Source organism: Burkholderia sp. BCC1998 (assembly GCF_905339875.1).
Classification (GTDB): Bacteria; Pseudomonadota; Gammaproteobacteria; order Burkholderiales; family Burkholderiaceae; genus Burkholderia.
On the sequence record NZ_CAJPHE010000007.1, the window covers coordinates 51,861 to 65,376 of the forward strand.

At 67.8% G+C, this 13,516-nt stretch carries 9 protein-coding genes; 5 read left to right on the plus strand and 4 right to left on the minus strand.

From position 1 onward, the window contains the following. Positions 1-15 precede the first annotated feature (15 nt). Positions 16-1,752: a site-specific integrase gene (locus U5A56_RS14530; protein WP_321923007.1), complete on the plus strand. Its 1,737-nt coding sequence runs from the start codon at positions 16-18 to the stop codon at positions 1,750-1,752. 149 nt (positions 1,753-1,901) lie between these two features. Next, positions 1,902-2,822: a hypothetical protein gene (locus U5A56_RS14535; protein WP_321923009.1), complete on the plus strand. Its 921-nt coding sequence runs from the start codon at positions 1,902-1,904 to the stop codon at positions 2,820-2,822. 30 nt (positions 2,823-2,852) lie between these two features. Here U5A56_RS14535 and U5A56_RS14540 read toward each other — a convergent pair whose 3' ends face one another. Then, positions 2,853-4,004 (minus strand): branched-chain amino acid ABC transporter substrate-binding protein, encoded by a 1,152-nt coding sequence (locus U5A56_RS14540; protein ID WP_321803519.1) that lies wholly within the window; start codon positions 4,002-4,004, stop codon positions 2,853-2,855. 36 nt (positions 4,005-4,040) lie between these two features. Beyond that, positions 4,041-5,270, minus strand: coding sequence for an NAD(P)/FAD-dependent oxidoreductase (locus tag U5A56_RS14545; protein ID WP_321923012.1), 1,230 nt, complete (start codon positions 5,268-5,270; stop codon positions 4,041-4,043). Positions 5,271-5,501: 231 nt separating this feature from the next. Between U5A56_RS14545 and U5A56_RS14550 the strand changes: the two genes are divergently transcribed. Next, on the plus strand, positions 5,502-6,914 hold the full coding sequence (locus U5A56_RS14550) for a PLP-dependent aminotransferase family protein (protein ID WP_044848130.1): 1,413 nt from the start codon (positions 5,502-5,504) through the stop codon (positions 6,912-6,914). Positions 6,915-7,662: 748 nt separating this feature from the next. Further along, positions 7,663-9,087 carry a PLP-dependent aminotransferase family protein gene (locus tag U5A56_RS14555; RefSeq protein ID WP_321923014.1) on the plus strand — a complete coding sequence of 475 codons (1,425 nt, stop codon included), beginning with the start codon at positions 7,663-7,665 and terminating at the stop codon, positions 9,085-9,087. A gap of 86 nt (positions 9,088-9,173) precedes the next feature. On the opposite strand, the gene U5A56_RS14560 is transcribed toward U5A56_RS14555, so the two are convergent. Next, positions 9,174-9,791, minus strand: coding sequence for a LysE family translocator (locus tag U5A56_RS14560; RefSeq protein ID WP_044848132.1), 618 nt, complete (start codon positions 9,789-9,791; stop codon positions 9,174-9,176). Positions 9,792-9,859: 68 nt separating this feature from the next. Here U5A56_RS14560 and U5A56_RS14565 point away from each other — a divergent pair, with 68 nt between their 5' ends. Then, positions 9,860-10,783, plus strand: coding sequence for a LysR family transcriptional regulator (locus tag U5A56_RS14565; protein ID WP_321923016.1), 924 nt, complete (start codon positions 9,860-9,862; stop codon positions 10,781-10,783). A 132-nt stretch (positions 10,784-10,915) separates the two neighbouring features. Here the strand turns inward: U5A56_RS14565 and acnB are convergent, their stop codons facing one another. After that, on the minus strand, positions 10,916-13,501 hold the full coding sequence (gene acnB, locus U5A56_RS14570) for a bifunctional aconitate hydratase 2/2-methylisocitrate dehydratase (RefSeq protein ID WP_044848134.1): 2,586 nt from the start codon (positions 13,499-13,501) through the stop codon (positions 10,916-10,918). Between the last annotated feature and the right edge of the window lie 15 nt (positions 13,502-13,516).

A 13,516-nucleotide genomic window follows, 5' to 3' on the forward strand; every position in this document is an offset into this window, starting at 1 on the left:
GTCAAACTGGCGCCCATGACACCGCGCCTCGCCTCACCGCCTTCCTCCGAATCCGCGCCTGCGCCAGCGGGCTTTCCCGACGCCGACGAACTGGCCGCGCTGCGTGCGTGGTATGCGGGCATGACCGTGCGTCAGGCCGTCGAGCGCTATCTGCCCGATCGTCTCGGCGACGGGCGGTCGGCGCGCGGCGTGATCGGCGGGATTCGTCGCGGCCTCGTGCGCGTCGCGCGGCAGGCCGGGCGACCCGACCTCGCGGAGCAGCTCGGTCATGCCGACAGCGCGCGCATCCGGATGGCGAAGGCCGCGACCGATGCGATCGGCGTGCTGCGCCATGCGCGCGCGCCGGTGCCGCAGATCAGCGACGACGTCGGCTTGTGGCTGCCGGCGCGCGCCGTCGTCGCGCTGCGTGCGCACGGGATCGCGACGCTGGCCGACCTGACCGTGCGAATTCCGAGACGGCGTCAGTGGTGGCGCGCGATCGCGGGGCTCGGCATCGCGAGCGCGCGGCATATCGAGGCGTTCTTTTCCGCGCATCCCGACCTGACCGAGCGGGCGCGCGCGCTGATCGCGGCGACGCCGCGCAGCGGCATCGTGCCGTGGGAGCAGCTGAAGCTGCCGCACGAAGTCGACGGATCGAACGGCACGTTCCGCGCGCCGCGCGCAACCAGCACGCTCGACGCGGACAACGATTACGCGGCCGTGCACGCGTGGCTGTCGCTGCACGAATCGGCCGCGACGCGCCGCGCGTACCGGAAGGAGGCCGAGCGGCTGATCCTGTGGGCGATCGTCGAGCGCGGGCGCGCGCTGTCGTCGCTGACCACCGAGGATGCGGTCGCGTATCGCGCGTTCTTGCGCAACCCGGCGCCGCACGAGCGCTGGGTCGGGCCGGTGCGGCCGCGCGGCGCGCCGGACTGGCGGCCGTTTTCGGGCGGGCTGTCCGCGCGCTCGGCCGCGTACACGCTGTCGGTGCTCGGCGCGCTGTTCCGCTGGCTGATCGAGCAGCGTTACCTGCTCGCGAATCCGTTCGCGGGCGTCAAGGTGCGCGACACGCGCGGCGCGAATGCGCTCGACACGTCGCATGCGTTCACCGAAGGCGAGTGGCTGCTCGTGCGCACGATCGCGGACGGGCTCGAGTTTCGCAAGGACAAACCGTCCCGCGCGCCGCAGTCCGGCTGGACGCCGGCCGCCGCGCAACGGCTGCGCTTCATCCTCGATTTCGGCTATGCGACCGGGCTGCGTGCGAGCGAGCTGGTCGGCGCGACGCTCGGCGACATCGAAACGGACGCGCACGGCGATGCATGGCTGAAGGTGATCGGCAAAGGCAGCAAGGCCGCGCGTGTCGCGCTGCCGCCGCTCGCGCGCACGGCGCTCGACCGGCATCTGGTCGCGCGGCGGCTGCCGGTGACGCCGGTGCGCTGGCGGCCGGATACGCCGCTGATTCCGAGCCTCGCGGAAGACGGTGCGGCCGGGATCACGAGCGTGCGGCTGTGGAAGGTGATGCAGCGGTTCTTCGCGCAGACGGCCGCGCTCGTCGATGACGACAATCCTGCGCTCGCGCAGAAGCTGCGGCAGGCCAGCCCGCACTGGATGCGCCATACGCACGCCACGCATGCGCTCGCGCGCGGCGCGGAGCTGACGACGGTGCGCGACAACCTGAGGCATGCGTCGATCTCGACGACGTCGATTTATCTGCACGGGGACGACGTGAAGCGGGCGCGGCAGATGTCGAGTGCGTTTTCGGCTGACAAATGAGCTTGGGGAGCAAGCGGGAGCAAGCGAGCCGGTGCACGGACGCTTGCATGCGAAACGAACGGAACGACAGGGCAGCGATGGCGGTCAGACGGTTTATTCGGTAACGCAACGGGCACGCAATCCCTGCGCGCCCCCGCTGGAGCACAAGAATGGAGACATCCACATACCCGCAAGCCCCGCGCTACGCCCGCCGCGCCTGGCACGCGCTCGTCGCGGCGCTATGCGTCGGCTGGAGCGCGCTGTCGTTCGGCGCGGACGGCGCCGACGGCGCGGCGGCCCTGCTCGACCGTTACCACAGCCTCGGCGAGCAACTGAAGAACAACCCGTTCCACCGCCCGCTGTACCTCGAATCGTCCGAGGCATCTTCATCGCTGAAGGGCGATATCTACGCGGTCGTCGACTATCCGTTCGCCGTCGTCAACGGCAAGCTGAACGATCCCGCGCAGGGCCCCGCGAACTGGTGCGCGGTGCTGATCCTGCACCTGAACACGAAGTACTGTCACGCGTCGACCGGCGGCAACGGCCCGGTGCTCGACGTGAACCTCGGCCGCAAGATCGAGCAGAAGCTGTCGGACACCTACCGCGTGCAGTTCCGCTACCGCGTGGCCGCCGCGACGCCCGACTACTTCCAGGTCGACCTGACCGCCGACAGCGGCCCGATGGGCACGAAGGATTACCGGATCGCGCTGGAGGCCGTGCCGGTCGGCGCGTCGCGCACGTTCCTGCACCTCACGTATTCGTACGGCTTCGGCACGGTCGGCCGCATGGCGATGAAGACCTACCTCGCGACGGTCGGCAGCGACAAGGTCGGGTTCACGGCCGCGAGCGGCGCATCGGCTGCGCAGCCGCAATACATCGGCGGCGTGCGCGGCTTGCTGGAGCGCAACACGATGCGCTACTACCTCGCGATCGACACGTATCTCGCGACGCTCGACAAGCCGCTCGACCAGCGCCTCGCGCGCTGGTTCGACGCGACCGAGCAGTATCCGCAGCAACTGCACGAAGTCGAGCGCGGCGCGTATCTGCAGATGAAGGCGCAGGAGGTGCAGCGGCAGCAGACGGCGCGATGACGCCGCCTGCCGCGTGCTGCCCGGCGTCGATCAGTTCGACGCGCCGCCGACCGTGCGAATGCTGTGCCACTGCCCCTGTTCGACGCGGAACAGCGTGTAGGGCGGCTTGATCAGGTCGCCGCGCTCGTCGAACGAGATCTTCCCGGTCACGCCCGTGACCGACACGCCCGGCAGGCTCGCGACGATCTTGCTGCGGTCGAGCGAATCGGCCTTGCGGATCGCCGCGATCATCGCGAGCGTCGCGTCGTACGCAAACGGCGCATACAGCTCGACGTCCTGGTTGAAGCGCGCCTTGTAGCGCTGCGCGAACGCGATCGCCGACGGCAGCTTGTCGAGCGCCGGCCCCGGCTCGAGATCCTGCGTGCCTTCGCCCGCGTTGCCGGCGATCTTCAGGAACGCATTGCTTTTCAGCGCGCCGGCGCCGAACAGCTGCGCGCGGATGCCGAGCGAGCGCATCTGCTTGACGAGCATCGCGCCCTGTTCGTCGAGGCCGCCGAAGAACAGCAGGTCGATGTTGTTGCTCTTCATCGTGGTCAGGATGCCGCGGAAATCGACCGCCTTGTCGTTCGTGTATTCGCGGCCGACGATGGTGCCGTGCGCGTCCTTCACGCCTTTCTCGAATGCGTCCGCGAGCCCCTGGCCGAATGCGGTGCGGTCGTCGATGATGCCGATCCGCTTGGCCTTCAGCTGCTCGACCGCGAAGCGTCCGGCGACCACGCCGCCGACGCCGTCGTGCCCCATCGTGCGGAACACGTTCTTGAAGCCCTGCATCGTCAGTTGCGGATTGGTCGAGCCGGGCGTGATCATCGCGACGTTCGCCTGCTTGTAGACGGCCGACGCGGGGATGCTGCAGCCCGAGTTGTAGTGGCCGACCACGCCGACCACGCCGTCGTCGACGAGCTTCTGCCCGACCTGGATCGCGATGCGCGGATCGGCCTGGTCGTCCTGCACGTCGAGCACGAAGCGCACGGGCTTGCCGCCGATGGTCGGATGTTTCGCGTTCTCCTCGTCGAGCGCGAGCTGCGCGCCGTATTGCAGGTCCTTGCCGACGCGCGCGACCGGGCCCGTCAGCGGGCCGGCGAAGCCGATCTTGACGGTTTCCGGGTCCGCGGCCTGCGCGGACGCGGTGACCGTGCCGATCGAGCAGACGGCCAGCCATGCCAGCCAGTTACGACGATTCATGATGCCTCCTTGCAGTGGTGGAAGTGGCGGCGCGCGTCAGAATCGCGCGGCCCGGTATGGGGTGAGATCCAGCGGCGGCGCGCGTTGCGCGACGAGATCGGCGACGATCCGCCCGGTGATGCCGGCGAGCGTGACGCCGAGATGCTGGTGGCCGAACGCGTGGATCACGCGCTCGCTGCGCCGCGCGCGGCCGATCACGGGCACGCCGTCCGGCAGCGTGGGCCGAAAGCCGAGCCAGCTGCGCGTCGGCGCGCCGAGCGATGGCAGTGCCTCGCGCGCGGAGCGGGTGAGCAGCGCGACCAACGAGCGGTTCATGCCGGCGTCGAAGCCGCCGAGTTCGACGGTGCCGGCCGCGCGCAATCCTTCGTCGAGCGGCGTCATGTAGAACCCGCGCTCGGCCCAGCCGACCGGCCGCGTGACGATCTGCTCGCGCGCGGCGAACTGCACGTGGTAGCCGCGCTCGGTGTCGAGCGGTACGGCGTCGCCGCACGCGGCGGCGAATGCGCGCGAGCGGGCGCCGGCGGCAATCACCACATGATCGAAGCGGCGCACGGTGCCGCCCGCATGCAGGCTCACGCCGTCGCCGACGGGCTCGATCCGTTCGACCTGCGCGCGTTCGAGCGTCGCGCCGCCGGTTGCCAGGTGCGCGAACAGTTCGCCGAGAAACCCGCAGGGATCGGAGAAATGCCAGCTCCCGTGGAACAGCACGCCGCGCGTGAAGATCGGCGCGAGCGCGGGCTCGAGCCGGCGGATCGCGTCCGCGTCGAGCGTGTCGAACGGCACGCCGAGCCGGCGCCGCAGCGCGAGCGACGGCTGCGCGGCGTCGAACGACGCCTGCCGTGCGTACAGATACAGGCATTCGCGCGGCCGCACGAATGCCGCGAGCCGCGACGGCGCGAGCAACGGCGCATAGCCGTCGGCGGCGCACGTCAGCAGCGCGGCCAGCGCGCTCGCGCTGCGCGCGTGATGCGCGGGCGTCGACGCGACCAGGAACCGTGCGAGCCACGGCGCGCCGCGCAGCAGGTAAGGCCAGCGGATGCGCAGCGGGCTGTCCGCGCCGAACAGGAAGTGCGGCATGTCGCGGAACACGGACGGGCCGTTGACGGGCACGCAGCCATACGGCGCGAACGTCGCGGCGTTGCCGAACGACGCGCCATGGCCGACGCCGGCCGGATCGAACAGCGTGACGCGGTGCCCGTCGCGCTGCAGCCAGGCCGCCGCGCCGAGTCCGATGAAACCTGCACCCACGATGGCGATGTTCGCCATGTCGCCTCTCCTCCGGCACGCGTGATTCACACAAAGATGGGATAAAGAATCACACAGTAATTTTTTGTGTGCAATCAAAAAGCGATTGTATGGCGCTAGCGTTTACCCGATTTCAAGTCACTGTTTTGACTGACCTTTCGGCTGACGTTTGACCGGAAGGGGATGTCATATACAATCGCTGGGCAGGCTTGAACGGCAGACAAACGCTTTTTGTGTGGATACAGGCGACGAATGGCAGCAGACAAATTTTCCGGTGAGCGCGACGGCGACGCGCCCGCGCAGGCGAAGCGGCCGACCTATGTCGAGGTATCGAGCTCGATCGAGGCAGAAATCCGCAACGGCATGTACCCGCCGGGCAGCCGCCTGCCGCCGCAGCGCCAGCTCGCGACGGAGCTCGGCATCAACGTGTCGACCGTGTCGCGCGCGTACAAGGAACTGCAGCTGCGCGGCCTCGTGATCGGCAGCAAGCGGCGCGGGTCGCTCGTCACCGGCGGCGCGATGCCGAGCATCGAGCCGGCCCGCGCGTCGCTCGCGGCGGGCAACGGGGTGATCGACCTGACGGTGAACCGGCCGGCGACCGGCGAGTTTCTGGCGTGCCTCGCGCAGACGTTCGGCACGCTGCCGGCCGATCCGCGGTTCGCCTCGTTGCAGGAATACCAGCCGCCGCAGGGCCCCGACTGGGCGCGCGCCGCGGGCGCGCAGTGGCTGGCCGCGCCGGGCTTCACGCCGTCGCGCGACCAGGTGGTCGTCACGAGCGGCGCGCAGCACGGGCTTTATGCGGTGCTGAACAGCCTGATCGGCACCGACGGCGTGATCGTCGCCGACCGGCTCACGTATTACGGCCTGAAGGCGCTCGCGCCGGTGTTCCAGTTCGAGATCGTCAGCGCGCCGGCCGACGACGACGGCCTGCTGCCCGACGAGATCGAGCGGATCTGCCAGCGCATGCCGGTCAAGGCGATCTTTGTCGTGCCGAACCTGCAGAACCCGACCGTGACGACGATGAGCCTCGCGCGCCGCATGGCGCTCGTCGACGTCGCGCGTCGCCATCACGTGACGATCATCGAGGACGACGTGTACGGGCCGCTCGTGCGCGACCGGCTGCCGGCGATCGCGGGCTTGTGTCCCGAGCTCACGTTCCATATCGGCGCGACGTCGAAGATCCTCGCGCCCGGGCTGCGCCTCGGCTACCTGAGCTGCCCGCGCGACAGCGTGGCGCTGTGCGCGGAAGCGGTGCGCACCACCGCGTGGATGCCCGCGCCGACGTCGATGCTGATCGCGACGGTGTGGATCGAGAACGGCACCGCCGAGCGGATCATGAGCGCGCAGCTGGCGGAGATCCGTGCGCGCGTCGATCTGGCGCGGGAACTGCTGCCGGCCGGGCACCTGAAGTCGGATCCCGCATGCATGTTCGTGTGGCTGCGGCTGCCGCCGCCGTGGCGGGCCGACGACTTCGCCGCGAACGCGAAGGCCCGCGGCGTGATCGTGATGCCGTCGTCGACGTTCGCGGTCGATCGCGCGGAAATCGAGCACGGCGTGCGCATCAATCTCGCGTGTCCGGCGACCCGCGACGAGCTCGTGAACGGGCTGCGGATTCTGGCCGGCACGCTGAAGGACCGGCCGCGCGCGCTGTTCGGGTCGATCTGACGCGCGCCGTTCGCGTCGAGCGAACCCGCAACGACTTCGACGATCCGCCGCGGCAGCGGCGCTGTGCCGTCACGCAGGCGTGACATCGCGTGCAGCGGTGGCGGCTGGCGGTTCGCCGCCTGTATCGGGCCGGCCGATGGTGATCCTCACGCCGGGCGTCGGCGAACGGCCCGCATGCCTTGTTTTCACCGGAGCGCGGCCGCATCTCGTCCGGGCCCGATTCCCCGACCATCGAGACACGTGCTGACGCGCGTGCCAATCGCCGCGGCGTTCTGGCGTGATTTTCACGGCGGGACGATCGCGGGTCGGCGCAATCCATCGTTCCCGAGCCCGTACTGCATTGCCGGATCATGCCGCAGACGCAACCGCGAACTGCGCGATCACACGGTACCGCCCTCGAATCCCCCGCCACCGCATCAATTTCCCGGCCTCTGCGCCAATTCATAAGACGTACAGTTCGCCCGAAATCGCAAATTCGCGCCGAACTGTACTCTTGTGTGCGTATCCGATGTGTGTACTCCGCGCCAACTGTTCTGCTTTTAAGATCCGATCATCAAGTGCACAGTGCCGCAAGCCCAGACGTTACGGGCCGCCCGGCGCATCTTCAAAAGCGAGCCACGGCGATGGAAAAGGCAAAACCGGAGGGAGCAGTCAGGCATCACGACAGCCCGGTCGGCGGGCAGAACACGCGCGCATCGGACGCGCACGGAGGGGCGGCGCGCATGCGCGCGCCGGCGGGGAGCATGCGATGAAGCTCTACGAAAAGCTCGCGGACGACATCGAACGCCTGATCCGCCAGGGCGTGTACCGGCATGGCGACCGGATTCCGTCGGTGCGGCAGGCAAGCCAGCAGCACCGGATCAGCATCACGACCGTGCTGCACGCGTACCTGCTGCTCGAAAGCCGCGGGCTGCTGGAAAGCCGTCCGCAGTCGGGGTACTTCGTGAACCTGCGGCGCGACGACAACCATGCGCCGGTGCGCGAACTGCGCCCGTCGAAGCCGATCGCGATCTCGTCGTCGGTAGACATGAGCCGGCTCGTGCTGTCGACGCTGCGCTCGATCGGCACCGACGACGCGGTGCCGCTCGGCTCGCCGTATCCCGACCCGAGCCTGTTCCCGTTCGAGAAGCTGAACCGCTACGCGTATGCGGCCGGCCGCGACAAGTCGCTGTGGGGCGTGACCGACGGGCTGCCGCCCGGCCATCCGCGCCTGATCCGGCAGATCGCACGGCGCTACCTGGAAAACGGGATGTCGGTCGACCCGAACGAGATCATCGTGACGGTCGGCGCGACGGAGGCGATCAACCTGTGTCTGCAGGCAGTCGCGAAACAGGGCGACACGATCGCGGTGGAGTCGCCGACGTTCTACGCGATGCTGCACGCGATCGAACGGATGGGGATGAAGGCGATCGAAGTCGCTACGCATCCGGAATACGGAATCGACATCGCGGCGCTGGCGGCGATCGCGAAGTCTCAGCCGATCGCCGCGTGCATGGTGATGCCGAACTTCCAGAATCCGCTCGGTTTCCAGATGCCCGACGAGCGCAAGCGCGAACTGGTTGAGTTCGCAACTAAAATCGACATGCCGATCATCGAGAACGGTGTGTATAACGAACTGTATTTCGGCGAGTCGCATCCGAGCACGCTGAAGTCCTACGACCGCAGCGGGATCGTGCTGCACTGCGCGTCGTTCTCGAAGAGCCTGACGGCCGCCTACCGGATCGGCTGGGCGTTGCCGGGCCGGTATCGCGATCAGGTCGAGAAGCTGAAGTTCCTGAACACGCTGGCGACACCGTCGCTGCCGCAGCTGGCGATCGCCGAGTTCCTCGAGCGCGACGGCTATGAGCATCACCTGCGGCGCTTGCGCAAGGCGTATGCGCAGCAGGCGAACCTGATGCGCGCGATGGTGTCGCGGTTCTTCCCGGAAGGCACGCGCATCTCGAGCCCGGCGGGCGGCTACGTGCTGTGGGTCGAGTTGCCGGCGCAGGTCGATGCGATGCGCCTGTACCAGCTCGCGTTGGAGCAGGGGATCACGATCGGGCCCGGCTACATGTTCTCGATCACGGACAACTACCGCAATTTCATCCGGCTGAACTACAGCAGCCCATGGTCGCCGGAGATCGAGCAGGCGGTGATCGCGGTCGGAAAGCTCGCGGCCTCGTGCATGCGGTGAAGCGAAGGCCGGTGCGCGTCGCATGCGCCGGCCTGCTCGATGCCGATATGCGGGCTGAACTGCGCGCCCGGGTGTCGGCTCGCGGCTCAGCGACTGCCGCGCGCGATGGCCAGCATGACGCCGAAGCCGACGAGCAACACGCCAAACGTGCGATCGATCCAGTGACGCAAGGACAGCAGGCGATCGCGGACGGCATCGGCGGAGAAACAGAGCGCCACGAGACTGAACCAGCCCGCGTGCGCCAGCGCGATGAACAGGCCGTAGCCGATCTGCACCGGTAATGGCGTGTCGGGGCGGACCGCCTGCATGAACAGGCTGACGATGAACACGGTGGTTTTCGGATTCAGCGCGTTCGTCAGAAAGCCGGTGCGCAGCGCCGCCAGATCCGACAGGGGCGCGGCCTGCGTCGCGGGGCGGCCGTCCACGGGTTTGGCCGCGAGCATCTTCGCGCCGAGGTAGATCAGGTAGAGCGCGCCGACGAGCTTCACGGCATTGAAGAGCCACAGCGACTGGCGGATCAAGAGGCCGACGCCCAGCAGCGTGTAGCTCACGTGAACCGTCACGCCCAGCCCGATTCCCCACGCGGTGAGCAGGCCCGAGCGGCGCGACAGCATCAGGCTGTTGCGCGTGACCATCGCGAAATCCGGCCCGGGGCTGACGACGGCCAGCAGTGTGATGGTGACTACGACTATCCATTCCGTCATTGCTTCCGTCCTTTTGAAATTCATCGTGATGAGCGAATATTAGGGATCACGATTCGCGAGGAAAAGCGATGTTTTCTGACCAGGATGGTGAGCCTGACTCACATGAAATTAGAGCCAATCTGCCGTCGTTGATGGCCCTGCGCTGCTTCGAGGCGGCGGCGCGCCATGAGCATTTCAGCCGCGCCGCCGATGAACTGCATCTGACGCACGGCGCCATCAGTCGCGCGGTGCGTCTGCTCGAAGACGATCTCGGTGTGGCGTTGTTCGAGCGGCGCAGTCGTCGGGTCTTCCTGACCGACGCGGGCCGCAAGCTGGCGCAGGCCGTCCATGACGGCCTGCATCTGATGAAACAGGCCGCGCATGAATTGCGGACCGAGGCGGCCCGCGCGCAGCGTTTGGTGCTGTCGTGCGAACCGACGCTGCTGATGCGCTGGCTGATTCCGCGCTGGCCGGATTTCCAGGCGGCTTACGCGGGCGTCGATATCCATCTCGCCGCGGCGGGCGGCGCGTTCTCGTTCGACAACGGCATCGACATGGCGATCCGCCGCAATGACTTTGCGTGGCCCGCCGGCTATCACGCGGAGCGACTGTTCGCGGAGAAGGTCGGTCCGGTGTGCCGGCCCGACAAGGTCGATGCGTGGTTTTCTGGCAGTCGGCATGACCGCGCGTTGAAGCGGGGCGCGCCGCGACTGCATACCCGGACGCGGCCGGACGCATGGAAGGAATGGGCGGCGGCCGCGCATCAGGCTGCGGGAAGCGGACGCGGGCAGGCGTTCGACCATTTCTATTTCAGCCTTCAGGCGGCCGTCGCGGGGCTGGGTGTCGCGATCGGGCCGTGGCATCTCGTTCGCGACGACCTCGAAAGCGGCGTGCTGGTCGCGCCGATGGGTTTCGTCGAAGACGGCTCGCACTATTGCCTGCTGACGCCGGAGCCCGTGAAGGACGGAAGCGCACAAGCGGATCTGCTCGGCTGGCTGAAGGCGATGGCCTGACGTGTGAGCCGGACCGTCTTATAGCGCCGGCGACATCCAAAAATCCAAAAAAATGGCGCCGCGGCCATTCAGCCCGCGGCGCCATTGCGTATCGCCACGACGGGCATCACCCGCCGTAGCGCGACAGCATGCTTAGATCTGCACGGTGTCGGCGACTTCCTTGAAGTCTTCGATCTGGTCGAAGTTCATGTACTGGTAGATCTTGTCGCCGTTTGCCGTGAGCACGCCCATGTCGGCCATGTACTCTTCCTTGGTCGGGATCTTGCCCAGACGCGAGCAGATTGCCGCCAGTTCCGCCGAGCCGAGATACACGTTCGTGTTCTTGCCGAGACGGTTCGGGAAGTTGCGGGTCGACGTCGACATCACCGTCGCGCCTTCGCGCACCTGCGCCTGGTTGCCCATGCACAGCGAGCAGCCCGGCATTTCGGTGCGAGCGCCGGCCGTGCCGAACACGCCGTAGTGACCTTCTTCCGTCAGCTGCTTCTGATCCATCTTGGTCGGCGGCGCGACCCACAGCTTGACCGGAATGTCGCGCTTGCCTTCCAGCAGCTTCGACGCGGCACGGAAGTGACCGATGTTGGTCATGCACGAGCCGATGAACACTTCGTCGATCTTGGCGCCGGCCACGTCGGACAGCGTCTTCACGTCGTCCGGGTCGTTCGGGCAGGCGACGATCGGCTCGTGGATGTCGGCGAGGTCGATCTCGATGACGGCCGCGTATTCGGCGTCGGCATCCGGCGCGAGCAGTTGCGGGTCGGCCAGCCACTGCTCCATCGCCGCGATACGGCGCTGCAGGCTGCGCGGATCCTGGTAGCCCTGCGCAATCATCCACTTGAGCAGCGTGATGTTGCTGTTCAGGTATTCGATGATCGGTTCCTTGTTCAGGTGCACCGTGCAACCGGCGGCCGAACGCTCTGCCGACGCATCCGACAGCTCGAACGCTTGCTCGACCTTCAGATCGGGCAGGCCTTCGATTTCGAGGATGCGGCCCGAGAAGATGTTCTTCTTGCCTTGCTTCGCGACCGTCAGCATGCCTTGCTTGATCGCGTACAGCGGAATTGCGTTGACGAGGTCACGCAGCGTGACGCCCGGCTGCATCTTGCCCTTGAAGCGGACCAGCACCGATTCCGGCATGTCGAGCGGCATCGTGCCGGTGGCGGCCGCGAACGCGACCAGGCCCGAGCCTGCCGGGAAGCTGATGCCGATCGGGAAGCGCGTGTGCGAGTCGCCGCCGGTGCCGACGGTGTCGGGCAGCAGCATGCGGTTCAGCCACGAGTGGATCACGCCGTCGCCCGGACGCAGCGCGATGCCGCCACGCGTGCTGATGAAGTTCGGCAGCGTCTGGTGCGTCTTCACGTCGACCGGCTTCGGATAAGCGGCGGTGTGGCAGAACGACTGCATCACGAGGTCGGCCGAGAAGCCGAGGCACGCCAGATCCTTCAGTTCGTCGCGGGTCATCGGGCCCGTGGTGTCCTGCGAGCCGACCGAGGTCATCTTCGGTTCGCAGTACGTGCCCGGGCGCACGCCCTGGCCTTCCGGCAAACCGCATGCGCGGCCGACCATCTTCTGCGCGAGCGAGAAGCCCTTGCCACTGTCGGCCGGCTGGTGCGGCAGGCGGAACAGCGTCGACGGTGCGAGGCCCAGCGCTTCACGCGCCTTCGCGGTCAGGCCGCGGCCGATGATCAGCGGAATGCGGCCGCCGGCGCGCACTTCGTCGAACAGCACGTCGGACTTGACCTGGAATTCGGCGATCACGTTGCCGTCCTTCAGCGCCTTGCCTTCGTACGGGCGCAGTTCGACCACGTCGCCCATGTTCATCTGCGACACGTCGAGTTCGATCGGCAGCGCGCCGGCGTCTTCCATCGTGTTGTAGAAGATCGGGGCGATCTTGCCGCCGAGGCACACGCCGCCGAAGCGCTTGTTCGGCACGAACGGGATGTCTTCGCCGGTGAACCACAGCACCGAGTTGGTGGCCGACTTGCGCGAGGAGCCGGTGCCGACCACGTCGCCGACGTAGGCGACCAGGTGACCCTTTTCCTTCAGCGATTCGATGAACTTGACCGGGCCGCGCTTGCCGTCTTCTTCCGGCGTGATGCCCGGGCGCGCGTTCTTCAGCATCGCCAGCGCGTGCATCGGGATGTCCGGGCGGGTGGTGGCGTCCGGGGCCGGCGACAGGTCGTCGGTGTTGGTTTCGCCCGTGACCTTGAACACCGTGATGGTCAGGCTTTCCGGCACTTCCGGACGGCTCGTGAACCATTCGGCGTCGGCCCAGCTCTGCAGCACGGCCTTCGCGTGCGCGTTGCCCTGGTCGGCGAGTTCCTTCACGTCATGGAACTGGTCGAACATCAGCAGGGTTTTCTTCAGCGCGTCGGCAGCGACGGCCGCGACCGCTTCGTCGGACAGCAGCTCGATCAGCGGCTGGATGTTGTAGCCGCCGAGCATCGTGCCGAGCAGCTCGGTCGCGCGCTCGCGCGAGATCAGCGGGCAGGCCGTCTCGCCCTTCGCGACGGCGGCCAGGAAGCCGGCCTTCACGCGCGCGGCTTCGTCGACGCCGGCGGGCACGCGGTGGGTGATCAGGTCGAGCAGCGTCTGCTCTTCGCCTGCGGGCGGGTGCGCCAGCAGTTCCACCAGTTCGGCGGTTTGCTGGGCCGTCAGCGGCAGGGGGGGAATACCGAGCGCGGCGCGGGCGGCCACGTGAGCACGAAAGTTTTCAAGCATGGGGGGACCTGCTGA